Here is a 22,028-nt window from a genome sequence, read left to right as displayed (position 1 = left end):
CGCCATAGAACCGTGGGGATGAGAGGCCGTCCACACCAGCACATTTTCAAACCGGTCGCAGGCCGTGCAGCCCATCGATTTTCACTACCGCCTGTCGGACCAGGGACGCATTGTCCTTGGCCAGTTGAGCTCCCAGGAAACCGTCGAATTCGAATTGCTGTCGCGGCGCCACCGCGAGGGCCTGATGGACCTGCCGTCCGAGCTGCGGCTGCTCGAGCTCTATGTGAAATATATCGGCTCGGGCGCAGAGGCTGCGCTCGCGCCGTCGGAGCTCGCATGGCAGGCGAGCGAGCCACTCCAGCGGCGGAGACCGCAGCGTGCGCGAACGGCACGGCCGCGCAACTACATCCTCTCGATGATCGTGATCGCGAGCGTCAGCTTCACGCTCATCGCGTTGCTGGTGAGCTAGCAGGCAAGCGCGACGGCGAAATTGCGCCGGTCACGCATTTCGTCGGGCCTAGTAGAGCCTCTGGATGGTCTGCGCCAATTCCAAGGTCGCGCAGATGAGCATGCCCCAAAGTGCAAAATTGATTTGTAGCGCCGCTGCCATCGGTCGCTCCCTTCCCAAGTTACGCCCACCCCAGTTTGTAGAATTTATGAAGAAATTATTAGCGATTCTGTCGTGGAGTTTACAGCCTAATATTTCGCCAGTTGTTGTGCGATGCGATCCGCATGATTTCACGAAGCGGCCTCACTGCTCTCGCAATGTGATGCGAGAGCACGATTCCATATTGGGCCATGGCGGCCACGTCGTTTCCCTTAGGTTCCATTTAACCGGCGCGATGCAAGGCTCCGCATGCGGAGTTTGCGTGTCGCGTACCGCACCAAGGGTCCGGCATGCTGCGTCACGGCTTCGTCTTGCTCACTTTTTGCGCAGCGCTCCTCGGATGCGCGGCGGCGCCGGCGCAGGAGCGCCGACCGATCGCATGGGACGGCCTCGGCCGGGATCCGAACCAGGCCCCTCACCGCTCCTCTGTCACAAAGCGGCGCGCCGCGAACCCGGCGCCTGCGCAGGACAATCCCAATCAGGAGCGGGAAAGAGTGCTCGGCACCTTGCGCCCGTTCTCCGAGGCGTGGTGGGTGGTCCATGACGAAATCGAGGCGGAGAACGACAGGCAGCTTGGCACGAAACTCGTGATCTGCCCTCGCTGCGTTGAATCGCCGCCGCCAAGCGATGACGCGACCGGATCGCTCCGGTGAGCGAGCACGCGGCGAACAGCCGTGTGACATGACGACGGCATGAGTGACCCACTCCCGTAACAACGGGAGTGGGATCGCGGCTTGGCGTATCAGGCCGACGCGCCCGTCACATGCCCTCGGCCGGGCAGTTCACCATCCAGGGAATGCCGAACTTGTCGACGCACATGCCAAAGCCCTTGGCCCAGAACGTCTTGCTGAAGGGCATGGTGACGGTGCCGCCGTCGGCGAGCGCGTTGAACTTGCGCTCGCCATCCGCGGGGTCCGTGACCGTGAGCGAGACCGAAAAGCCCTGGGCTTTCTGAAAATGCTCGGGTGGCGCGTCGGAGGCCATCAGCACGCTGCCGTCGGGCAACGACATCCGCGCATGCATGATCATCTTCTCGCGGCCGGGCGCGGCGGGCATGTCCGGCGGCGCTTCCGATGAGCGCATCATGGCGTCGATCTTGCCGCCCAAAACCTTGGCGTAGAAGTTGAACGCCGCTTCGCAGGTGTCCTGATAGAACAGATAGGCATTGATCATCGTTTCTCTCCTCTTCGTTTTCTTGGCGATTCCTTGGCAGTTCCTTGGCTGCCCCTTGGGGCAGCAAGCCTTGCTACTTCTCGGTGAGCTTCTTCAGGCTGGCGAGGCCGGCCTCGAAGTCCTTGCCGATCATGTTGTCCATGTTGATGAACACCTGCATCACCTTGGACATGAACGGCGCCGGACCGTACATCGCCCATGTGACCAATGTGGCATCGCCTTGCGGCACAAAGGTGAACTCGGCGGTATTGTGGCCTTCGAACGGGCGCTCGAAATCGAGCTTGATCCGAAGCTTCGACGGCATGCTCGCCTCGAGGATCTCCATATGCCCGGCGCCGACATTATTGTTGCCGTCCCAGGCATAGGTCGCGCCCTTGCCTGACGCGGTTCTGCCGAAGGTCCGCTTCATGGTGGGGTCGCGATCCTCATAGGGCGACCAGCTCATCCAGAAATGGAAATCGGCAACGTGCGGATAAATCGCATTGGCCGGCGCCTTCACGGCGAGCGAGCGCTCGACACGGAACATATCGGGCTTTGTCAATGCGAAGACGAGGACCGCGGCTATGCCGACGGCGAGGACGACGGCGATGATGGCAATGGCTTTCAGCATGAGTGGCTCCCTGGATATGGAATTAAGACGAAGGGGAACGGCGGGAGCCGACAATTGGCGGGACGAAATTTTTGGCCGTCACTTTGCCTTTGCGCCCTGCCTGGCGCCGCCATTGGCGCCCTTCGGCTGGCTGTCCCGGATCAGGCGATCAATATGCATGCGGATATGGGCGGCTTCCGCCGAAGTATTGGCGAGTGCGATGGCGTGGTCGAAGGCGATGCGGGCTTCGTCGTTACGGCCGAGCTGCATCAGGAAGGCACCACGCACGCCGTGGAAATGAAAGTAGTTGGCGAGCTTCGGCGCCAGCGGCTCGATCAGCTCGAGCGCCGCTTGCGGTCCGCGCACCTTGGAGACCGCAACCGCGCGGTTGAGTGTCACCACCGGCGAAGGCTGCATCACTTCGAGCGCGCCGTAGAGCAAGTCGATTTGCGTCCAATCGGTTTCCTCGGGCGTCGACGCGCGCGCATGCAGCGCGGCGACCGCGGCCTGGACCTGATAGGGGCCGCTGCGGCGATGGCGCATCGCCTTGTCGATCAGCGCGAGACCTTCCGCGATCATGTTGCTGTTCCACAGCGTACGATCCTGGTCGTCGAGCAGGATCACCGCGCCGTCCGCGGCAAAGCGCGCGGCGCTGCGCGCATGCTGCAACAGCAGCAGCGCCGCGAGCCCCATGATCTCCGGCTCGCTCTGGAACAGCCGCAGCAGCAGCCGCGCCAGCCGGATCGCTTCCTCGCACAGCGGCTTTCGGATCTCCGCCGTGTCGCCGCTGGCCGAATAGCCTTCGTTGAAGATCAAGTAGATCATTGCGGCAACGCCGGCGAGCCGCTCGGAGCGTTCGACCGCGCCGGGCGTTTCGAACGGCGCCCCGGCCTCGGCGACCTTCGCCTTGGCACGGGTGATGCGCTGCTCCATCGCCGCTTCTGAGACCAGGAAGGCGCGCGCGATCTGTTTCACGGTGAGACCGGAGACGATGCGCAGCGCCAGCGCGATCTGCTGGGTCGCCGGCAGCTGCGGATGGCAGCAGATGAACATCAGCCGCAGGATGTCGTCGCGGTAGTGCGAGCCGTCGAGCCGCTCGGCGAGCGCGCCCTCGGCGTCGTCGAGATCGGAGATGGCCTGGTCGTCCTCCGGCAGCGGCTGCTGCTTGCGGGCGCGGCGGACCTCGTCGATGGCGACGTTGCGGCCGACCATGATCAGCCAGGCCGCGGGATCGCGCGGCGGCCCGTTCTGCGGCCAGGTCTTGAGCGCGCGCAGGCAGGCGTTCTGGAAGGCCTCTTCGGCGGTATCGAGATCGCGGAAATAGCGCAGCAGCGCGCCGACCGCCTGGGGTCGCGCCGAGGTCAGCGCGGTCTCAATCCAGGCGGTGTCGGCCTCGCTCACGTCGAAATTCCTCCGGGCCGGAATACGCCGACGGGGCGCACCTCATAGGCGCCGCCGGGATTGGCCGCGCCGAGGTCGCGCGCAACGTCGAGGGCTTCGTCGAGGTTCTTGCAATCCACGATGTAGAAGCCGAGCAATTGCTCCTTGGTCTCCGCATAGGGGCCATCGAGCACCAGCGGCGGGTCTTCCTTGCGCAGCGTCGCCGCCGCCGTGGTCGGCAACAGCCGCGCCACCGGACCGAGCCGGCCCTGCTGTGTGAGCTTGTCCTGCACCATGGCGAGCTTCTTCATCACGGCCTCGTCCTGGTCCTTGCTCCAGGAGCCGACGAAGTCCTCGTCGTGATAGCAGAGGATCGCATAAAGCATGGGCAGCACCTTCCTGAACGCTTGTTTTTAAGACGATCCAATATGCCCCGCCCCGACAGGGCTGCGGAAAAAATTTGCGAGAAAAATCCGTCGGATCGTGCCAAGGAGGGTTTTCAAAACGGAACCGACGAGGCACTTCGAATGAGCATGGGCACACTGGCCGTCCTGATCAACAGCACGCAGCAGAACTGGCTGCCGGAGCGCTGGAAGGCCCGGTTCGACGCGGTCTGCGGCGGCCGCCGCGTGGTGCTGCTGCCCGACGCCGGGCTCGATCCGGCCGAGGTGCACTATGCCGCGGTGTGGAAGCCGGTGCCGGGCGACCTCAGCTCTTTCCCCAATCTGCGTGCGATCTTCAATCTGGGCGCCGGCGTCGACGCGCTGATGGCCGACAAGAGCCTGCCCGACGTGCCGCTGGTGCGCGTCGCCGTGCCTGATCTCACCAATCGCATGACCGAATATGTCGTGCTGCACGTGCTGATGCACCACCGCCAGGAGCTGTACTTGCGGGACTCGCAGCGCGCAAAACGCTGGGAGCCGCAATATCAGTGGCCGGCGAGCGCCGTCACCGTCGGCGTGATGGGACTTGGCACGCTGGGTGCCGATGCCGCCGACGTGCTGCGCCGGCTCGGCTTCCGCGTTGCCGGCTGGAGCCGCAGCCCGCGCACGATCGAGGGCGTCGAATGCTTCCATGGCGCCGCGCAGATCGACGCGTTCCTGCGCAAGACCGACATCCTGGTCTGCCTGTTGCCGCTGACGCCTGATACGCACGGCATCCTCAACCGCGACGTCTTCACCAAGCTCAACCGCAGCAGCCCGCTCGGCGCGCCCGTGCTGATCAACGCGGGTCGCGGCGGCTTGCAGAACGAGGCCGATATCCTGGCCTGCCTCGACGACGGGACGCTTGGCGCGGCCTCGCTCGACGTTTTCGTGCAGGAGCCGCAGCCTGCCGACAGCCGGTTCTGGACCCACCCCAAGGTGCTGCTGACCCCGCACAACGCGGCCGACACCGACGCCGATGCAATCTCGGCCTATGTCGCCGAGCAAATCGCAAAGTTCGAGGCCGGCGGTGCGCTGGAGAACGTGGTGGACCGGGCACGGGGATATTAGACGCTTCGGCAGGCTGAGAGAGGCACGCACGCGCCCCACCCTCGCTGTCGTCCCCGCGTACGCGGGGGACCCATACCGCGTGATTTATCGTTGCGGATGGTCGCAGTACCGAACGACCAGTCTTCGCCAAAGTTCTCTCTGTGGTTATGGGTCCCGGGCTCGCGCTGCGCGCGCCCCGGGACGACGGCCTAACTTTTGGCCCCCACCATCACGTCAATCGCGCCCTTCACGATCGCCTCGAGCTCTTTGCGCGACACGCGGGCGCGGGAGCGGATAGCGATCGAGTGCACGGTTGCGGAGGCGAGCTGCGCCAGCACGGCCGGGTCGGCGCTCGCAGGCAGCTCGCCCTTCTCCTTGGCGCGGCGGAAGCAATTCGTAAAAGCCTTGTCGAGCTCGGTCAGTCCATCCAGCACCATGGCGCGGATCTCGGGATCGCCGACGGCTTCGGACGCCGCCGTCACCACCGTGAAGCAGCCGCGCGGACCGGTCTCGCCGGAGAGATAGATGTTCAGCGCGGACGCGAAGATGCGCTCGAGCCGCTGGCGCACCGGCATCTCCTGGCGAAAGATCTCCACCATCGAGGCGCGCGCGTCCTCGCGGTAGCGCTGGTAGCTCTTGATGTAGAGCTCGCGCTTGTCGCCGAAGGCGCCGTAGAGGCTCGGCCGGTTCATGCCGGTCGCTTCGCTGAGATCGTCCAGCGACGTCGCCGCAAAACCCTGCCGGCGGAACAGGTCGAGCGCCTTGCCGAGCGCTACGTCGGGCTCGTAGGCGCGCGGACGGCCACGCCGCTTCGGTTCATTGGCAGCAGCTGGCGGCTTCGATTTTTGTACCATTTCGCAAATTAATCCTTGACCGCCGCGATATTATACAAGATGGTACAAAAATCAATCTGGCCAGGTCGAGCGACACCCAAAGAGGAATTGCCCAAGGAGGCCCAAGATGGATCTTTATTTCTCGCCGCTCGCCTGTTCGATGGCGACCCGCGTCGCGCTGTATGAAGCCGGCGCCGAAGCGAATTATCTCGAAGTCGATCCGCCGACCAAGACAGTGCTGAACGACGGCACCGATTTCCGCACCGTCAACCCGATCGGCCTGGTGCCGACGCTGCGCACCGACGAGGGCGTGGTGCTGACCGAGAACGCCGCGATCCTGCAATATGTCGCGGATCGGTTCCCGCAATCCGGCCTCGGTGCGGCCCAGGGCATCGATCGCACCCGGCTGCATCAATGGCTCTGCTTTATCGGCACCGAGCTGCACAAGGGCCTGTTCATCCCCCTGCTCGACCGCAAGGCGCCGCAGGAAACCAAGGCCTATGCGCTGGAGAAGAACCTGTCGCGGCTCGACTATCTCGACAACTACCTGAAGGGGCGCGACTTCCTGCTCGACCATTTCAGCGTGGCCGACGCCTATCTCGTCACGGTCATCAACTGGACCATGGCGACCCCGCCGATCGAGCTCGCCAAATGGCCGAACGTGAAGGCGTATCACGACCGCCTGCGCCAGCGGCCGTCGGTCGCGAAGGCGATCGCCGAAGAGTTCGAGCTGTACAAGGCCGAACAGGCGCGGAAGAAGGCGGCGGCTTAAGGCCAAAGCGATATCTTCGCAAAGCGACGTCGTCCTGGCCAAACCGGGACGGCGTCGTTCTTTCGGCAATCGGCTACCTCGGCGCTTGCAGCACGATCCCATAGCGACCGTAGATCCGATCGATCGTACCGTCGTTGCGCAGCCGTTCCAGCGCTCCGTCGATCGCCTCGCGCAACGCATCATCCGGGCGGACCATGCCGACGGCGACATTCCAGTTGAGATCGGCCACGCCCTCGTCGCGATCCAGGATCCGGAGTGCCTTGTCAGGATGCGTCAGATTGAAGTAGCCCGCCGCGGTGGGCGTGACCGCAGCCGCATCGATCTCCTTGTTTGATACGGCGTCGAGGCTGTCGGTCTCGAAGCCGAAGATCGATATGGGCACGTGCCGCTGACCGATGATCATGGCGGCGACAGAGCCGACCTGCACCCCCACCTTGGTATGCTCGCCGAGGCTCTTGAACGATGTGAGCGCGCTGGATGACGGCACCGCGAGCGCGACGCCCGTGCGATAGTACGGTTTCGAGATCCTCAAGCGGGTCTCGCCTTGCGCTTCGCGATCGGCGATGACATCCAGAAGAATGTCACAATTGGCGCTGCGCATTTGGTACTGCGTGATGATCCAGTCGAGCCGTAGCGAGACACCGAGCTCGCGTGCCAGCACCTGTCCCAACTCGACCTGAAAGCCGGATGGATCGCCGCCCTTGCGCGCAAAAGGAAGTGAGTTGGGATGCGCGCAGAGTCTGAGCGCGCCACTCGCGCGGATCGCCTCCAGGGTTCGCGCCTGCGCCGGTCCGGACAGCCCGATGGCGGCACCGACGATAATCAGGACAATTGCCTTCATGCCGCGTCTCATCTGGATGGATCAGGCCCCGGCGGGTCAGCCCTCGCGCGGCTTCAAGGCGCGGATATATTTGACGATCTGGTCGATCTGCGCGTCACTGAAGCTCTCGCCGAATGCCGGCATCGCACCTTGCTTGCCGATCTTGATACGGTTGTGCAGAAATTCGTCGTCTCGTTGCGAATTCATCAGTTGCGGTCCCCTGCCAGCAGCCCGGCCGCCGTCGGAGTGGCAAAAGCCGCAGGTCCCCGCGAACAACTGCTCGACGTCCAGTGACCCGTTGTCCGGCGCCGGCGTGGCAGATTGAGCTCGAGCCACCACAACGCACAGCAACGAAGCGCCCAGCACCGCCGGAAGCGACTTCAAATGCAGTTTCAACACGTCCGCTCCATTCCTGAATCACGCCCGGCCGCTGCAATCGACCGAGGAGCGGGTTTGCACCCGCTCCTCGGCAGATCGTTTGAGACAGACTATTTCAAGCTGAAGACGACGAGGGCGCCGTCGTCACGCGGCATGCTCTTGTAGACGCCGCCGAAGTTTGGCGCATATTCGTCCGCCAGCATGCCGCCGAAGCCGGCCGCCACGGCGATATATTGCTTGCCGCCGACGGAGTAGCTGACGATACCGCCCTGGTGGCCGGTGCCGTTGTTGTGCTTCCACAACTCGGCCCCGGTTTCGGCATCGTAGGCGTGAAGGATGCCACGGGAGTCGGGTACGAACACAAGATTACCCCCGGTCGACAAAACGCTCCCAAGCGGCGGCTCGGGAAAGCGAACCTCCCATTTCTTCGCGCCCGTTATCGGGTCGCGCGCGTCGAGATGTCCGTAGATCTCGCCGCTCGGAGGCGGCACCATCTTGAAGTCGGCGCCGATGTTGAGCTGGACCTGGGGCGCGGTGACCGGCGTCGTCTTCTGAATATCCAGCGTCATGCACCATTCCTGGCCGATCTTGTAATAAAGCCCGGTCTTCGGGTTGTACGAGCCGGCATTCCAGCTGATGCCGCCGCCAATGAAGGGACACAGCGGTACTTCAGTGACTTTCCCGACAGGGAAATCGCGACGGCCGATCAGCGCGCCCGTCTTGGGATCGATATCCTTGACGAAGTTGATGTTCTCAACCAGCCGCCAGACGTTCTTCACGCCAAGATTACGGTCGTAGACGAAGACGAAGCCACCCTTGTTCGGATGAACCACGTATTTCTGGCCATCGCGCTCCAGCATCACGAACTCGCCGACGGCGCTGTCGAAGTCCCAGGCGTCGTGAGGCAGTTCCTGATGGTAGGATTTCAGCTTTCCGGTATCGATATCGAGAGCGATGACCGAACTCGTATAGAGATTGTCGCCGGGACGCGCACCTTGCGTCTTGTAATCAGCGCCCGACCAATCGTAGAGCGGCGCCGGGTTCGCGGTGCCCCACAGGACGGAGTTGGTCTCGGAGTCGTAGGTGCCCGGCATCCAGCCGCCGCCACCGCCCGTGCGCCAGGAATCGTTGCCCCAGGTCTTCATGGCCTCGTCGGTGCCCGCGACCGTCAGAAACTCCCACTTTTTCTTGCCGGTGGTGGCATCGACAGCGAAGATCGGGCCACGGCCCGGCCATTCACCCCCCTGCGAGCCGATGATGACGCTTCCCTTCGCGTAAAGCGGCGCGCCAGTGAAGCCGACCGTGAGCTTCTGCGAGTCGATCAGCCTGGTTTCCCAGAGAACCTTTCCCGACTTCGCATCGAGCCCGAACAGACGACCATCCATCGTACCGACGAAGACCTTGCCTTCACCAAGGGCTACACCGCGGTTGTAGGGCGAGTGGGTCTGTCGGCTGATGAGCGCCTCATCGAGTTCCGGAAAGAACGACCAGATGACCTCGCCGGTCGCGCCGTTCAGCGCAAAGACCCGGCTGTACGAACCCGAATAATAGAGCACGCCGTCGGCCACGAGCGGCATTGACTGCAGGCCGCGCGTCGATCGTCCGGGAATGTGCGTCCAGGCTACGCCCAGATTGCCGATGTTGCTCGCATTGATCTGCGCGAGCGGGCTGTAGTGATGGGATTTGTATGAACCATGATAGGTGAGCCAATCGTTCTGACCGGCGTTCTCGATCCGGGCAGTATCCACGGATTGGGCCAACGCCGCCGACGCCGCAAGTGTCGCGCCGACAACAAGAGGTAGACCAGAATTACACCAACGCTTCTTCATCCGTTCCTCCCGCTTTTGTGTTTTGTTGAACTCGCGTCTCGCAGACGCTGCGAGGGATGTTTGCAGCTCGCTAAGTGTCGGTTCTTCTCCATCGCATATGAGCTGCCAACAGCTCTCGATCTCTCTCGGCGGACATCGCCAAAAGGAGCTACGTTTCCTGGACTGGTTGCTGTTGCACTCCTGCTCGCTCTCATAGAGTACGCCGGATGAGGGAGGGCGCAAAGATGGAATGCGCGAGCGGCGCGAATTTAACGCGCAGCACGAATTTGAAACGTCAGCTGCGCTGACCGTTTCGTCTTGGCCGCAGATCTCGGACTCAAAAATCGCAGCGCCCACGGAGAAGCTTCATCGCGTGATCATTTGGACGGGGGCGGCGTCAATCTCTTTTGAGCAATTCAAGAACGGCCATCATAACGGAGCGATATACAAAGCCTTGCTCAAAGCGCGACGCCGCGCCATACAAGTGCCGCGATACGCGACCATTGAATACAAGCAATAATTGATCCACTGACCGCCCTCTCCTTCCGCGATTTTGCTCTGAAGACCGAACGGCACCGCTGCCGGCGGCCTGGGCGCGAAGCAGGGCCAAGCCGGAATAAGAAGAATGCCCGTTTCTTTGCGAATTGTTCGTTCCACGAAACGTGCCGGCCTTGTTGCGCTCGCCCTCACCGCACTCGCGCAAGCCGCGCACGCCGCCGACTAGCCGCCGCTCGCTCCCGATCCGCCGGCGCCGCTCGCCACGACCTCGCGGGTGTCCGCAACCATCGAGTTCGGTCTGCCGGCGCTCGCCAAGGCGATCGAGCAGGATATCCCCAAGCGGCTTGCCACCATCGACGAGCGCGTCAACTGCGTGCACCGCCGCGTACTGATGTTCCGTGTCAACGCCAATTGCGACGTGTTTGGCTTCGTCAATCGCACCAGCGGCGTCTCGCTCTATGGCCGCGGCGACCACGTCTATGGTGCAGTCTCGATCTACGGCGCGGCCGAAGGCCAGGGCGCCAACCGCTTCACCGCGCGCATCCGCGGCCAGACCGAAGCGCGCGCGACGATCGAGGCCGAGGCACGGCCCGCGCTGCGCAAGGACTGGTCGCTCGACCTGAATTTCAGCGAATCCTTCCACTGGAGCGAAGCACCTTATTTGCATGTGCTCGGCCGCGAGGTCGATCTTGCGCCCTACGTCGAGCCGCGCATCCGTACGCAGCTCGCGCGCGTGCGATCACGTGCGCTGGCCGCGGCAAGGAAACTCAATCTGCGGGACAAGGCGGCCGCTGCCTGGACGCATGCGTTCGAACCGATGAAGCTCGCCGACGAGCCGCCGGTCTGGCTGCAAGTGACGCCGCAAGCTGCCGCATTTGCCGGCGTGCGGGCCAACGACAAGGTGTTGTTCGGCTCGCTCGAACTCTCCGGCAGCGCCGTGACGTCGATTGGGCAGCAGGGTGCGAGCGTCACCCCGACATCGCTGCCGCCGCTTGGCACCGACGTGACCGCGCCGGGAACGTTCGACGTCATCCTTCCGGTCCGGCTCGGCTATGACGCGATCAAGGACAAGATCAGCCAGGCGATCGCCGCGCTGCCGGCGCAAGACAGCGCGTTCCGCGAGGTTCAGGTCTATCCGTCGGCGGGCAAGCTTGTGATCGGCCTGCGTCTTGCGAAGACGTCGGACAGCGACCCCAATGCAGGCCAATGGAGCTATCTCTCCGGCGCACTGAAGGTGGACGATACCAGCAAGAGCGTCGCGCTCGCCGATCTCGATCTCGCCGCGCAGGACGGAGAGGCAAACCCCGGCTTGCAGTCGATCGTCGCGCAATTGAAGCAGGCCGTGAACATTGACTATGGCGTCTCCTACCAGAACCTGCTGATGGCGGCGAACCAGCGGCTGACGCGTCCGCTCAAGGACGGCTTCCGTATGGAAGGCAAGCTCTCCTCGGTGCAGTTCGACAAGGCCTTGCTGCTTGCCGACGGGATCACACTCGCGCTGCGCGCGAGCGGTGAGCTGAAAATCCTGTACGGGATGTGATCGTGCGCTGGAGCGGATCGCAAATGCTTGTCGCCGCCCGCGCTCTGATGGCCGCACTCGTCATGTTCGCCGCCGGCATCGTGACTGCCCACGCGCAATCGGCATTTTACGACGCACCGGCATCGCTTGCGGACGGACCGCCTGGCAGCCTGGTGCGACAGGAGCCGATGGATGGCGCGCCGCTCGGCGCATCGGCCTTTCGCGTGCTCTACCGATCGACCGGATTGAAGGGTGAACCCATCCTCGTCTCCGGCGTCGTCATCGTGCCGCAGGGCCCACCGCCGCCCGACGGCCGCCCGATCGTGGCCTGGGCGCATCCAACGTCAGGCATTGTGCCGCGCTGCGCGCCGTCGCTCGCGATCTTCCTGTTCCAGCAGATCCAGGGACTGCGCTCGATGGTGGCGCGTGGCTACATCGTCGCGGCGACCGACTATCCCGGGCTCGGCACGCCGGGTCCGCATCCTTATCTCGTCGGCGAGAGCGAGGGCCGCGCCGTGCTCGACATCGTGCGCGTCGCGCGCGATCTGCCGGGCGCCGACGGGGCCAAGAATTTTGCTATGTGGGGACACTCGCAGGGCGGACAGGCTGTGCTGTTTGCCGGGCGGCTGGCGCCGACCTATGCGCCCGATCTCCATCTGCTCGGCGTTGCCGCTGCGGCGCCCGCGACGGATCTCGCCACGCTGATGAGCGACGACATCAACTCAGTCGGCGGCAAGAACATCACAGCGATGACGCTGTGGTCATGGCATCGCGTCTACGACGCCGCGCTCGACGGTGTCGTCGATCCGCGCGCACTTCCGGTGATCGACCGACTGGCGCGCGAATGCATCGAAGGTCCCTTCGATATCTTCATCCGGCAGCGGACCGAGCGGCCGCTCCAGCAATATTTTCTGACTGTGCCGGATCCGACCAAGCGCGAGCCTTGGCGCTCGCTGCTGGAGAAGAACAGCGCCGGCACATTGCCCGCCGGCATGCCAGTGTTCCTCGCTCAAGGGACTGTCGACCAGATCATCCGGCCCGCGGTGACGCGCGCCTATATGGGCCGGCTGTGCAAGGCGGGCAGCCCCGTGAAAATGGTCACCCTTCCCAACATCGGACACGGCCGCGCCGCGCAGGCGAGCACCATGGTCGCGGTGAACTGGATGACCGATCGTTTTGCCGGGAAGCCGGCGCCGAATGACTGCGGCGGGTAATCGCCGCAGTCGTTGCCGGAGCGTTAGCTACCCATAAACGGCAACAGCGTTGTCAGCCGACACGAGACCGCTCTCAACGTCATCCTTGATCGCTGCACGATCGCGCTCCTTGGGGTCGCCGATACCGGCGCCGCCCGGGGTCATCACCAGCAGCCGGTCATCCGGTGGAATGGTCTGAAAGCCCTTGCCACGCATCTTCTGGCCGGACTTCAATCCGACATAGCCGGCCTCGCCGTTCTTGCCACCGTCGCGGCCGCGCGGCGGATGATCGATGCGATCGAACGCCGCGAGGATGTCGAAGGGCGCATCGATGCCGCTGCCGACCTCGATGATCTGGCCGAGGCCGCCGCGGGTGCGCCCTGCCCCGCCGGAATCCGGGCGAAGCTCCTTGCGCCAGAAGATCAGCGGCGTTTGCGTCTCCGCGATCTCGACCGGCGTGCCGCGCACGCCGCTGGGATAGGCGGTGGCCGACAGCCCGTCCTTCGCAAAGCGCGCGCCGGTACCGCCATTCGAAGTTACCGCCATCGAGAACCCGTAATTGCCGCCGGCACCTGAGCGGGTCTGTCCGCGGACGTTGAGATTCCACAGGCACGAGGTACCTTCCGCGGGTACGCGCTCGGGAATGATCTGGCGCAGGCAGCCGAACACCACGTCCGGCAGCATCTGTCCGACGATATGACGCGACGCCACGGGCGCCGGCTTTGGCGCATTCAGGATCGCGCCCGCGGGAGCCGACACCGTCAGCGGCGAGAGCGAGCCGGCATTGTTCGGGATCTGCGAGGCGACGACGCAGCCGAGGCCGAACACGGTATAGGCCGTGGTGTAGGACAGGGGCACGTTGATGCCGAACTTCGAGGCGGCCGAGGTGCCGTCGAAATCGACGTGGATGCCCGTCTCGGAGATCGTCAGCGTCGCGGCGAGCGTCACCGGCGCATCATAGCCGTCGACGACCATGGTGCTGTGCCAGCTTCCCTTCGGCAGTTTTGCGATCTCGGCCAGCACGGCCTCGCGCGAGCGGTCGCAGATGTAGTCGCCGAGCTCGTCGAGCGTGTCGATCTCGAACTCGGTCATCATCTCGACCAGCCGTTCGCAGCCGACGTCGTTGCAGCCGGCCAGCGAATAGGTGTCGCCCTCGGTGTCGATCGGCAGCCGCGTGTTGGTGCGGATCATCGCCATCAGCGTCTCGTTGACGACGCCCTGGTCGATCAGCTTCAGCATGGGGATGTAGAGCCCCTCCATGAACACGTCGGTGGCGTCAGGGCCGAAGCCGATGCCGCCGATGTCCATGAGATGGCTGGTGCAGGAGAACAGCGCGACCGGCTTGCCGTCCTTGAAGCAGGGCGTGGTGACGACGAAGTCGTTGAGATGACCTGTGCCCATCCAGGGATCGTTGGTGATGTAGGCGTCGCCCTCCTTCATCGTCTCGATCGGGAAATGCGCAATGAAGTGCTTGACCGATTCCGCCATCGAGTTGACGTGGCCGGGCGTGCCGGTCACCGCCTGCGCCAGCATCCGCCCCCTGAGGTCGAACACACCGGCGGAGAGATCGCCGCATTCGCGCACGATCGGGCTGAAGGCGGTGCGGAGCAGCACCTGAGCCTGCTCCTCGACCACGGCGATCAGCCGGTGCCACATGATTTGAAGGTCGATCAGGCTCGCGCCATTTGCCTTGGTCATGATCAGGCCGCCTTTCGTTCCATGACGATGCTGCCGGCACCGTCGATATGGGCGTCAAAACTGTTGGAGACGAAGGTGGATGTTTCGTCCTCGGCGATCACGGCGGGACCCGCAATGGTCGCGCCCGGTGCCATGTCCTCGCGGCGATAGAGCGGGATCTCGATCACTTCCCCCGCGCGTCCGTCGAAGAATTTGCGGCTGCCCGAGGCCTTGCCGGCGGGCTTGCGCGCGACGGAAGCGACGACAGAAGGATTGTGCGCATCGGTGGTCGCGAGCACCGACCAGCTCAGAACCTCGATCGCGGCGCCCGGGATCGGCCGCTCGAACATCGCCGAATAGTCGGCCTCGAACTTCTGGCGTAGCCCGGCGAGATCGGCCGATGTCAGCCGCCGGTTCGGCAGTTCGACCGAGATCTCGTGGCCCTGGCCGACATAGCGCATGAAGGCCGCGCGGCGTTCGCGCACCGGCGCACCGGCCGCGCCCGGCTCCACCAGCGCGCGCGCTTCAGTCACCATCTCCTGGAGCAGCTCAGAGACCCCCTCGGTGTCGAAATCATCGAGGCGGACATGGCGGCTGCGCACCAGCTCATAGGCAATGGGAGCAGCCAGGAAGCCGACCGCCGAGCCGACGCCGGCATTCGAGGGCACGATGACCCGCGAGACGCCGATCTTCTCGGCGACGCGCGCCGCATGCAACGGCGCCGCGCCACCGAAGGCGATCAGCGTGTGCTGGCCGACTATCTCGCCGCGCTCGACCGCATGCACGCGCGCCGCGCTCGCCATGTTCTCGCAGACGACCTCGTGCACGGCGTAAGCCGCGGTTTCCGCCGACAGGCCCAGCGGCTCACCGACGGCGCGCAACAGCGCCGCCTTCGAAAGCTCCGGGCTGAGCTTGATCGTACCACCCGCAAAGGCATCAGGATCGATCATACCGAGCGCAACGTCCGCATCCGTCACGGCCGGACGCTGGCCGCCGCGGCCGTAGCAGGCAGGTCCCGGCTCCGACGAGGCGCTCTCGGGGCCGACAGTGACACGCTTCATCGCATCGACATGCGCGATCGAGCCGCCGCCGGCGCCGATCTCGACCATCTCGATCACGGGGATGCGCACCGGCAGGCCGGAGCCCTTCAGGAAGCGCGCCGCGCGATCGACCTCGAACACGCGCGAGGTCTCGGGCTGGTATTTTTCGATCAGGCAGATTTTTGCGGTCGTGCCGCCCATGTCGAAGGACAGCACCTTGCTCTCGCCGAGCCGCGCTGCGATCTGCGCCGCGAAGATCGCGCCGCCGGCGGGACCGGATTCGACGAGGCGCACCGGAAAGCGCCGCGCCGTCTCGATCGAGGTGACGCCGCCACCGGAGGTGACGAGATAGATCGCGCCGCGGAACTGCTCGACCTGCAAGGCATCTGCCATGCGGGCGAGATAGCCGTCGATCAGGGGTTGCACATAGGCGTTGGCGACCGCGGTGGACGTGCGCTCGTATTCGCGGATTTCCGGACACACCGCAGAGGACACGGTCACGGAGATGCCGGGCATCTCCTCACTGAGGATCGCGGCCGTGCGGCGCTCGTGCTCGGGATTGGCGTAGGAGTGCAGGAAGGCGATCGCGACGCTCTCGACGTTCAGCGCGCGCAATTTTGGCGCGAGTGCGCGGACCGCCGCTTCGTCCAGCGGGAGGCGAACGGCGCCGTGCGCGTCGATCCGCTCCGGCACGGTGAAGCGGAGAGATCGCGGCGCCAGCGGCCTCGGCTTGTCGATGCCGAGATCATACTGGTCATAGCGGCTCTCGGTGCCGATATCGAGCACGTCGCGAAAGCCGTCGGTTGCAATCAGCGCGGTCTTGGCGCCGCGGCGCTCGATGATCGCATTGGTCGCGAGCGTCGTGCCGTGAATGAAGACGTCGATGTCGCTCATATGCGCGCGCGCGTCAGTGAGAATGAGACGCATGCCATCCAGCACCGCCTCCTCGGGCCGCTGCGGCGTCGTCAGCACCTTGCGCGTCTTGCGATCCTGCCCCACGTCCAGCACGATGTCGGTGAACGTGCCACCGATATCAACGGCAAGCCGCACCTCGGCTCCCTCAAGCATTCCAAATTCTCCGTACTGATCGACAAACTGCGCGAAAACCGCAGCAATTTTCATACCAGCGACAACGCCCGGGGTGAAGCGTCCGAGCCGTTTTGCGTGGCACCTATGCGGTAGAAGGGTGCGGCCCACGCGCTCAGAGCAGGAATGCAAGCGCCGCCTCGCAGCGCTCCTCGACCTTGAGCGCGAGGAGATCGTCGGCGCGGGTGCGTCCGAGATTGACCGCGGCGATCGGGATCTGCCGGTTCGCGGCAGCCTGCACGAAGCGGAATCCGGAATAGACCATCAGCGAGGAGCCGACGATCAGCATGGCGTCGGCCTGCGCCAGATGATCCTGCGCGGTGGCGACCACATCGCGCGGGACGTTCTCGCCGAAGAACACGACGTCGGGCTTGAGGATGCCGCCGCAGGCTTCGCAGGCGGGCACCTTGAACGACGAGAAATCCGCATGCTCGAGATCGGCGTCACCATCAGGCGCATCGGCGGCGTCGAGCGTCAGCCATTCCGCATTGGCACGGCCGAGCCTGTCCTGGAATTCGTTGCGCGGGGTCTTCGCCCCGCAGCCCATGCAGCGGACCAGATCGAGCCGGCCATGCAGGTCGATCACCTGCCGGTGGCCGGCGGACTGATGCAGCCGGTCGACGTTCTGGGTCAGCAGCATCTCGCAGCGCCCGCTCGCCTCGAGCCGGGCAAGCGCATGATGCGCATCGTTCGGCCTCGCCTGGCCGAACCGCCGCCAGCCGATCAAGCTGCGCGCCCAATAGCGCTGGCGCGTAGGCTCTTCCGACATGAAGGCCTGGAAATTGACCGGCTGGGTCCGCTTCCAATTGCCATGGCTGTCGCGGTAATCGGGAATGCCCGAATTGGTGCTGCAGCCGGCGCCGGTCAGCACGAACAGACGTTCGTGCCGGCCGACGAAATCTTCGAGCGAACGGTTTGCCAGCGGAGGTTTTGCCATGGCGCAGATGTAGTTCACGCCGTGTCGTTTTGCCAGATCACCCCCGCGCCGGCAGCTCGAAGCCGGCGATCAGCTTTTAGCCTGCGTCAGCCCGAGCAGGCCACGCCGCTTACCTTTGTGACGGGGCACATTGGCAAACCAGTAGCCGCTACCGGGCGGCGTTCCAATCGGATCAGGCGCGCCGGTGAAATGCCGGCGGCAACGGCTCGCGCACCAGTTCGCTGAGATTCAAGGTCTCCCCGCTTTCCGCAATGTCCGAGAACAACACCTCGACAAACGGATGCTGACGGTTGAACCGGGTGCCCCGCTGGTATTTGGCGCTCACGATGTGCTCAAGCGCGGCAAAGTTCCGTTTGCCAAGCGCGTTGTATTGCTTCCGGAACAAACTCTGACGTCCGCCACTGTGCTCGACCGATTCAGCCCAAACGTCCATCACCTTGCGACTGACGAACGCTTCGACTTCTCTCGTGCCTTCCTGGGCAAGAAGCCGCAGCCCGTCCATGGCATGCGGCTCTTCATCGATACGGAATCTTGTCAGTGCCATCGGGATCCTCCTGTTGTTTGCGTCCATATGCTTCGCGAACCGCGCCTCTCGCTCAGCCCCTGAACACGTCAGATCTTGGCGGGATCGGCGTCGTGCCTATGCTTGTGAAGAAACCGGGCAATCTGCCCGCGGAGCGCCGCCGTATCCAGCAATGTCCCAACCGATCCGGCGGTATCGAAGATCTCCCGCTGGAGCGTCGTCGGCAACGAATTCCATTGCATGATGACGGCCGCACCGAGACAGCGCAAAACGCGCTCTTCCTCCGCCGCGAGGGCCGCGCCACGCAGTCGCTCCGTCTCCCCGGCGTTGACTGCATCCACATATTGGTCCGCGAGCATCTGCTCGTTGTCCGCGCGCGATGTGTGGCTGTCCTGCAGTTGCTCGAATTTGCGCGTATCGGCTTTGCCGGGCGAATTCCTCGCCAGTTCGCCATACGCGGCCGCTTTTGCACGGTAGTGAAGAAACTTGAACATGCGGGCTCCTTCAGCAGCGGTCCTTCGCCGCCGAGAAATACGCGAGGATTTCAGCGGCATTTCCGAGGATCGCTGCCCGGCGCATTGCCACCGTGCGCTTGTCTCCCGACGGCAGCTTGCGGGCTCGATCGAGGGCGTTGATCGCCCTGGAATTTAACTCGCAAGCCAAAGAGACCGGGATCGATTCTGACGAACTGCTTGCTTGAGTCGATGGCGAAGGCACGCCGAGACCGGCTACCATTGTATGAGCATCGATGCGGCGATCAACACCACGAAAAAAACCGGCAGCAAGACCGGAGGTACGAGCCACTCGCGAAGGCTGAATCTATGGGAATCCGACATACTGACCGCCTGTTGGTTCCGGCGGGAGCGCAATGCTCTCAGTCACCGATGACAGCCGAGGGGCGCGCGGTGATAAACTGTATCTAGTGATCCCTTCGCCGAATAGCGAGGCTTATCAAGAAACTATTTGTCGCGATCGGCATTGAATCGGATTGCTGCCCTGTTGCCAAATCTTCATTTGAGAGAGGCACAACCGGCGCGTCTTCGTCTCGACGGAACGTCCGTGTTCCTGACGTACGCGGGTCGAGCGTCGGCCACCCGGCGAGCCCCGACTCAAACGGCGAAAAGGCTGGCGCGCGGCACCTGCAACCTGATCGGCCTGACCATGATCGACTTTCCAAATCACAGCCGCTCGTATGACCGGACGCGGCATGCCGTGCGGTTCTGGGGACACGACAGCGCCATCGAGGCCTCGTTCTTCATCGACGAAGACGCATTGAAGCGGCTTCAACCAGGCACCCATTCCAGCGAATTGGGATTTCTGATCGCGTTCGATTCCAACCGCGACTTGATATGTGCGGCTGCGGCCAGGAAGTATGTCCGCGGCAGCCGGGGCTCCTACGACCTGCTCGCGGCAGATTTTTGAAGCGGTCGGCATGGGGTGATGAGTTCGTGGTTTCGGTCGTGAATCCACGTTTCTAGCTGGCCCAGTTCTCGCGAAACTCGGGGAACAGCGTCAGGCCTCCGCAGGCGTAAATGGTCTGGCCCGTGATGTAGCTGGCGTCATCCGAGGCGAGGAAGGCGAACACGGCGGCGATCTCTTCCGGCGTGCCGACCCGTCCCAGCGGAATGTGGCTGGTGACGACGCCGCGCTTGGCGGGATCACCGGTCCAGGCCGCGTTAATCGGCGTGTCGATCGCGCCCGGGCCGACCGCATTGACGCGAATCCCGCGGCCGGCGAATTCCAGCGCCAGCGTGCGCGTCAGATTGGCGATGCCGCCCTTGCTGATCGAATAAGCGAGATAGCCCGGCTTCGGGATGATCTGGTGGACGCTGGAGCAGTTGATGATGCTGCCGCCTCCGCCGCGCGCGACGAAGTGGGCGAGCGCCTTCTGCGCGCAGAGCACGGCGCCGTTGAGATTGACATCTATGATGCGGCGGTAGGTCTCGATGTCGAGCGCCTCGCTCGGCGACTCCCGCTGGAAGCCGGCATTGTTGACGAGGCAGTCGAGCCGCTTCCAGCGCGAAAGCACCGTCTCGAACATCGCGGCGACCTCCTGCTCATTGCTGACATCGGCCTTGACGACGACATGATCGAGCTTGCCGTGGCCGCGGTCAGCCGATCCTGTCCTTGCAAGCGCGAGCGTCTCCTCGGCCCTCTCAGGGTGATCGACATAGTTGATGGCGACGGTCGCGCCCTCCTGCGCGAGCCGTATGGCGACGGCGCGGCCGATGCCTTGCGAGGCACCGGTCACCAGCGCGTAGTGGCCGACGAGGCGGGAGGAAAACGGGGTCGAGCGATCGGTCTGCGGCATGTGTTCTCTCCGGAATGTCTCATCATCGACGGACGGCGCGTTTTGTTCCATCCTTCCGTGCATCCCTGGGATTCATTCCGCGCGCCGCGCCAGCGGCGAGGTCAGGATTTGATAAAGGATGATGGCGCCAAAAGTCGCCGTGCCGATCCCGCCGATCGTAAACGCGCCGAATTTGAACGTGAGGTCGCCGGCGCCCGCGGTCAGCGCCACGGCGACGGTGATCAGGTTCGCAGGATTGGCGAAATCCACCTTGTTCTCGACCCAAATCCGTCCGGCCATCGCGGCGATCAATCCAAACAGCACGATCGAGAGGCCGCCGATGACGGGACCGGGAATCGACAGGATCAGTGCGCCGAATTTCGGCGAGAAGCCGAGCAGGATCGAGACCGCCGCAGCTAACGCGAACAGCAGTGTCGAATAGACCTTCGTCGCCGCCATGACGCCGATGTTCTCGGCATAGGTGGTGACTCCAGTGCCGCCGCCGCAGGCCGCCACGATGGTCGCGAGGCTGTCGGCGAACAGGGCGCGGCCGAGATAGGCATCGAGGCTCCGGCCCGTCATGGCGCCGACGGCCTTGATGTGACCGAGGTTCTCGGCGACGAGGATGACCGCAACCGGCGCGATCAGAAAGATTGCATCGGCCTGGAACGTCGGCGTGGTAAAGCTTGGCATGCCCAACCACGGCGCGGCCGAGAGCTGCGCGAAGTCGATCGGCTTGCCGAAGCCAAGGCCGTTCGCGAGCAGCAGGTACAGCAGATATCCGCCGATCGCACCGAGGATGATCGGCAGGCGGCGCCACAGGCCTGGAGCGGCAACGGCCACCACGCCGATGATCAGCACGGTCGCAAGCCCGATCCAGGTGTCGAACGCGTTGGCACTCACCGCCTTGACCGCCACGGGCGCGAGATTGAGGCCGATCGCGGCGACCACGGCGCCGGTGACGGCCGGCGGCATCAGGCGCTCGACCCAGCCAACGCCCGACCACATCACGATCAGCGCGATCACGCCGTAGAGCACGCCGGCGCCAACGATGCCGCCGAGCGCGACGGAGAGATTTGGATTCGGCCCCTGCCCGGCATAGCCGGTGGCGGCGATGACGACGGCGATGAACGCGAAGCTCGAGCCGAGATAGCTCGGCACGCGCCCGGCGACGATGACGAAGAAGATCAGCGTGCCGATGCCGGAGAACAGGACCGCAACATTGGGATCGAATCCCATCAGCAGCGGCGCGATGATCGTCGAGCCCGACATTGCGACGCAATGCTGGAGACCGGAGACGACGGTCTGGCCCCATGACAGCCGCTCCTCCGGCATGATCACGCCCGAGGCCTTGAATTTCCAGCGCGGAAAATAGCTCTGCGGCTGCTCGTCCGAGCCCATCGTGGATGTCATATTCCCCCCGTTGCGGTGCAGCGACCGATCTTCGTGCGATCCGACAAAAATGTGATTGTCGCTTCTGCGGCGACCATCAC

The 22,028-nt window shown here is 64.1% G+C and carries 24 protein-coding genes; 8 read left to right on the top strand and 16 right to left on the bottom strand.

All coding sequences use genetic code 11. The annotated features are described in order from the left end of the window. Window positions 1-64: 64 nt before the first annotated feature. Both J4G43_RS09490 and J4G43_RS09485 read left to right on the top strand, forming a co-directional pair. Entirely contained in the window at window positions 65-409 is a 345-nt protein-coding gene (locus J4G43_RS09490; protein ID WP_208084626.1) for a hypothetical protein, read from the top strand. 428 nt (window positions 410-837) lie between these two features. Beyond that, a complete protein-coding gene (locus tag J4G43_RS09485; RefSeq protein ID WP_063981083.1) occupies window positions 838-1,200 on the top strand; it encodes a hypothetical protein in 363 nt (120 codons plus the stop codon). 106 nt (window positions 1,201-1,306) lie between these two features. Here the strand turns inward: J4G43_RS09485 and J4G43_RS09480 are convergent, their stop codons facing one another. The 4 genes from J4G43_RS09480 to J4G43_RS09465 all read right to left on the bottom strand — a co-directional run bounded on the left by J4G43_RS09480 (window position 1,307) and on the right by J4G43_RS09465 (window position 4,075). Further along, entirely contained in the window at window positions 1,307-1,720 is a 414-nt protein-coding gene (locus J4G43_RS09480) for a VOC family protein (RefSeq protein WP_028161093.1), read from the bottom strand. A gap of 73 nt (window positions 1,721-1,793) precedes the next feature. Then, window positions 1,794-2,330, bottom strand: a complete 537-nt coding sequence (locus tag J4G43_RS09475; protein ID WP_208084625.1) for an SRPBCC family protein — start codon at window positions 2,328-2,330, stop codon at window positions 1,794-1,796. Window positions 2,331-2,408: 78 nt separating this feature from the next. Further along, window positions 2,409-3,710, bottom strand: coding sequence for an RNA polymerase sigma factor (locus tag J4G43_RS09470; protein ID WP_208084624.1), 1,302 nt, complete (start codon window positions 3,708-3,710; stop codon window positions 2,409-2,411). Continuing rightward, the gene (locus J4G43_RS09465; protein ID WP_208084623.1) at window positions 3,707-4,075 is read right to left on the bottom strand and encodes a YciI family protein; all 369 of its coding nucleotides are present in this window, start codon (window positions 4,073-4,075) and stop codon (window positions 3,707-3,709) included. Before J4G43_RS09465 ends, J4G43_RS09470 begins: the two co-directional genes overlap by 4 nt. 141 nt (window positions 4,076-4,216) lie before the next feature. On the opposite strand from J4G43_RS09465, the gene J4G43_RS09460 reads away from it, so the two are divergent. Next, entirely contained in the window at window positions 4,217-5,182 is a 966-nt protein-coding gene (locus J4G43_RS09460) for a 2-hydroxyacid dehydrogenase (RefSeq protein WP_085401828.1), read from the top strand. A 188-nt stretch (window positions 5,183-5,370) separates the two neighbouring features. Here J4G43_RS09460 and J4G43_RS09455 read toward each other — a convergent pair whose 3' ends face one another. Beyond that, window positions 5,371-6,015 carry a TetR/AcrR family transcriptional regulator gene (locus tag J4G43_RS09455; RefSeq protein ID WP_208084622.1) on the bottom strand — a complete coding sequence of 215 codons (645 nt, stop codon included), beginning with the start codon at window positions 6,013-6,015 and terminating at the stop codon, window positions 5,371-5,373. Between the two features lie 106 nt (window positions 6,016-6,121). Here J4G43_RS09455 and J4G43_RS09450 point away from each other — a divergent pair, with 106 nt between their 5' ends. Further along, window positions 6,122-6,766, top strand: a complete 645-nt coding sequence (locus tag J4G43_RS09450; RefSeq protein WP_208084621.1) for a glutathione binding-like protein — start codon at window positions 6,122-6,124, stop codon at window positions 6,764-6,766. A 73-nt stretch (window positions 6,767-6,839) separates the two neighbouring features. On the opposite strand, the gene J4G43_RS09445 is transcribed toward J4G43_RS09450, so the two are convergent. The 3 genes from J4G43_RS09445 to J4G43_RS09435 form a co-directional block, all read right to left on the bottom strand. Then, window positions 6,840-7,607, bottom strand: a complete 768-nt coding sequence (locus tag J4G43_RS09445; RefSeq protein ID WP_208084620.1) for a substrate-binding periplasmic protein — start codon at window positions 7,605-7,607, stop codon at window positions 6,840-6,842. 36 nt (window positions 7,608-7,643) lie between these two features. Next, on the bottom strand, window positions 7,644-7,922 hold the full coding sequence (locus J4G43_RS09440; protein ID WP_225005679.1) for a c-type cytochrome: 279 nt from the start codon (window positions 7,920-7,922) through the stop codon (window positions 7,644-7,646). A 152-nt stretch (window positions 7,923-8,074) separates the two neighbouring features. Beyond that, a complete protein-coding gene (locus J4G43_RS09435) occupies window positions 8,075-9,793 on the bottom strand; it encodes a pyrroloquinoline quinone-dependent dehydrogenase (RefSeq protein WP_063981075.1) in 1,719 nt (572 codons plus the stop codon). A gap of 229 nt (window positions 9,794-10,022) precedes the next feature. Between J4G43_RS09435 and J4G43_RS09430 the strand changes: the two genes are divergently transcribed. From J4G43_RS09430 to J4G43_RS09420, 3 genes are all read left to right on the top strand, one after another. Beyond that, window positions 10,023-10,292 (top strand): hypothetical protein, encoded by a 270-nt coding sequence (locus J4G43_RS09430; RefSeq protein WP_228411347.1) that lies wholly within the window; start codon window positions 10,023-10,025, stop codon window positions 10,290-10,292. A 252-nt stretch (window positions 10,293-10,544) separates the two neighbouring features. Next, entirely contained in the window at window positions 10,545-11,810 is a 1,266-nt protein-coding gene (locus J4G43_RS09425; protein WP_208084619.1) for a DUF4403 family protein, read from the top strand. A 23-nt stretch (window positions 11,811-11,833) separates the two neighbouring features. Then, window positions 11,834-13,003, top strand: a complete 1,170-nt coding sequence (locus tag J4G43_RS09420) for a lipase family protein (protein WP_210387316.1) — start codon at window positions 11,834-11,836, stop codon at window positions 13,001-13,003. Between the two features lie 27 nt (window positions 13,004-13,030). On the opposite strand, the gene J4G43_RS09415 is transcribed toward J4G43_RS09420, so the two are convergent. The 6 genes from J4G43_RS09415 to J4G43_RS09390 all read right to left on the bottom strand — a co-directional run bounded on the left by J4G43_RS09415 (window position 13,031) and on the right by J4G43_RS09390 (window position 18,980). After that, on the bottom strand, window positions 13,031-14,680 hold the full coding sequence (locus J4G43_RS09415; protein WP_208084617.1) for a hydantoinase B/oxoprolinase family protein: 1,650 nt from the start codon (window positions 14,678-14,680) through the stop codon (window positions 13,031-13,033). A 2-nt stretch (window positions 14,681-14,682) separates the two neighbouring features. Then, window positions 14,683-16,767, bottom strand: a complete 2,085-nt coding sequence (locus J4G43_RS09410) for a hydantoinase/oxoprolinase family protein (RefSeq protein WP_208084616.1) — start codon at window positions 16,765-16,767, stop codon at window positions 14,683-14,685. A gap of 133 nt (window positions 16,768-16,900) precedes the next feature. Then, a complete protein-coding gene (locus tag J4G43_RS09405; RefSeq protein WP_208089275.1) occupies window positions 16,901-17,722 on the bottom strand; it encodes an NAD-dependent protein deacetylase in 822 nt (273 codons plus the stop codon). A gap of 172 nt (window positions 17,723-17,894) precedes the next feature. Further along, entirely contained in the window at window positions 17,895-18,266 is a 372-nt protein-coding gene (locus J4G43_RS09400) for a signal transduction histidine kinase (RefSeq protein ID WP_208084615.1), read from the bottom strand. Window positions 18,267-18,334: 68 nt separating this feature from the next. After that, window positions 18,335-18,739 (bottom strand): hypothetical protein, encoded by a 405-nt coding sequence (locus J4G43_RS09395; protein WP_071909721.1) that lies wholly within the window; start codon window positions 18,737-18,739, stop codon window positions 18,335-18,337. A gap of 10 nt (window positions 18,740-18,749) precedes the next feature. Then, window positions 18,750-18,980, bottom strand: coding sequence for a hypothetical protein (locus J4G43_RS09390; RefSeq protein WP_071909720.1), 231 nt, complete (start codon window positions 18,978-18,980; stop codon window positions 18,750-18,752). Between the two features lie 324 nt (window positions 18,981-19,304). On the opposite strand from J4G43_RS09390, the gene J4G43_RS09385 reads away from it, so the two are divergent. Further along, window positions 19,305-19,667 carry a DUF1488 family protein gene (locus J4G43_RS09385; RefSeq protein ID WP_225004769.1) on the top strand — a complete coding sequence of 121 codons (363 nt, stop codon included), beginning with the start codon at window positions 19,305-19,307 and terminating at the stop codon, window positions 19,665-19,667. 52 nt (window positions 19,668-19,719) lie between these two features. Here J4G43_RS09385 and J4G43_RS09380 read toward each other — a convergent pair whose 3' ends face one another. After that, window positions 19,720-20,556, bottom strand: coding sequence for an SDR family oxidoreductase (locus J4G43_RS09380; protein WP_208084614.1), 837 nt, complete (start codon window positions 20,554-20,556; stop codon window positions 19,720-19,722). A gap of 72 nt (window positions 20,557-20,628) precedes the next feature. Next, a complete protein-coding gene (locus J4G43_RS09375; protein WP_208084613.1) occupies window positions 20,629-21,948 on the bottom strand; it encodes a solute carrier family 23 protein in 1,320 nt (439 codons plus the stop codon). Window positions 21,949-22,028 lie beyond the last annotated feature (80 nt).

This window comes from Bradyrhizobium barranii subsp. barranii, assembly GCF_017565645.3.
In the GTDB taxonomy this organism is placed as follows: Bacteria; Pseudomonadota; Alphaproteobacteria; order Rhizobiales; family Xanthobacteraceae; genus Bradyrhizobium; species Bradyrhizobium barranii.
The sequence above is the reverse complement of the archived record's forward strand: the minus strand, read 5'-3'. Positions and strand labels throughout refer to the sequence as shown.

Coding starts and splice junctions, on each gene's coding strand:
- J4G43_RS09455 (WP_208084622.1), bottom strand. CDS start 6,015: ATGGTACAAAAATCGAAGCCGCCAGCTGCTGCCAATGAACCGAAGCGG.
- J4G43_RS09480 (WP_028161093.1), bottom strand. CDS start 1,720: ATGATCAATGCCTATCTGTTCTATCAGGACACCTGCGAAGCGGCGTTC.
- J4G43_RS09390 (WP_071909720.1), bottom strand. CDS start 18,980: ATGGTAGCCGGTCTCGGCGTGCCTTCGCCATCGACTCAAGCAAGCAGT.
- J4G43_RS09410 (WP_208084616.1), bottom strand. CDS start 16,767: ATGCTTGAGGGAGCCGAGGTGCGGCTTGCCGTTGATATCGGTGGCACG.
- J4G43_RS09465 (WP_208084623.1), bottom strand. CDS start 4,075: ATGCTTTATGCGATCCTCTGCTATCACGACGAGGACTTCGTCGGCTCC.
- J4G43_RS09400 (WP_208084615.1), bottom strand. CDS start 18,266: ATGGCACTGACAAGATTCCGTATCGATGAAGAGCCGCATGCCATGGAC.
- J4G43_RS09450 (WP_208084621.1), top strand. CDS start 6,122: ATGGATCTTTATTTCTCGCCGCTCGCCTGTTCGATGGCGACCCGCGTC.
- J4G43_RS09460 (WP_085401828.1), top strand. CDS start 4,217: ATGAGCATGGGCACACTGGCCGTCCTGATCAACAGCACGCAGCAGAAC.
- J4G43_RS09420 (WP_210387316.1), top strand. CDS start 11,834: ATGCTTGTCGCCGCCCGCGCTCTGATGGCCGCACTCGTCATGTTCGCC.
- J4G43_RS09445 (WP_208084620.1), bottom strand. CDS start 7,607: ATGAAGGCAATTGTCCTGATTATCGTCGGTGCCGCCATCGGGCTGTCC.
- J4G43_RS09380 (WP_208084614.1), bottom strand. CDS start 20,556: ATGCCGCAGACCGATCGCTCGACCCCGTTTTCCTCCCGCCTCGTCGGC.
- J4G43_RS09485 (WP_063981083.1), top strand. CDS start 838: ATGCTGCGTCACGGCTTCGTCTTGCTCACTTTTTGCGCAGCGCTCCTC.
- J4G43_RS09435 (WP_063981075.1), bottom strand. CDS start 9,793: ATGAAGAAGCGTTGGTGTAATTCTGGTCTACCTCTTGTTGTCGGCGCG.
- J4G43_RS09415 (WP_208084617.1), bottom strand. CDS start 14,680: ATGACCAAGGCAAATGGCGCGAGCCTGATCGACCTTCAAATCATGTGG.
- J4G43_RS09430 (WP_228411347.1), top strand. CDS start 10,023: ATGCGCGAGCGGCGCGAATTTAACGCGCAGCACGAATTTGAAACGTCA.
- J4G43_RS09475 (WP_208084625.1), bottom strand. CDS start 2,330: ATGCTGAAAGCCATTGCCATCATCGCCGTCGTCCTCGCCGTCGGCATA.
- J4G43_RS09395 (WP_071909721.1), bottom strand. CDS start 18,739: ATGTTCAAGTTTCTTCACTACCGTGCAAAAGCGGCCGCGTATGGCGAA.
- J4G43_RS09375 (WP_208084613.1), bottom strand. CDS start 21,948: ATGACATCCACGATGGGCTCGGACGAGCAGCCGCAGAGCTATTTTCCG.
- J4G43_RS09405 (WP_208089275.1), bottom strand. CDS start 17,722: ATGGCAAAACCTCCGCTGGCAAACCGTTCGCTCGAAGATTTCGTCGGC.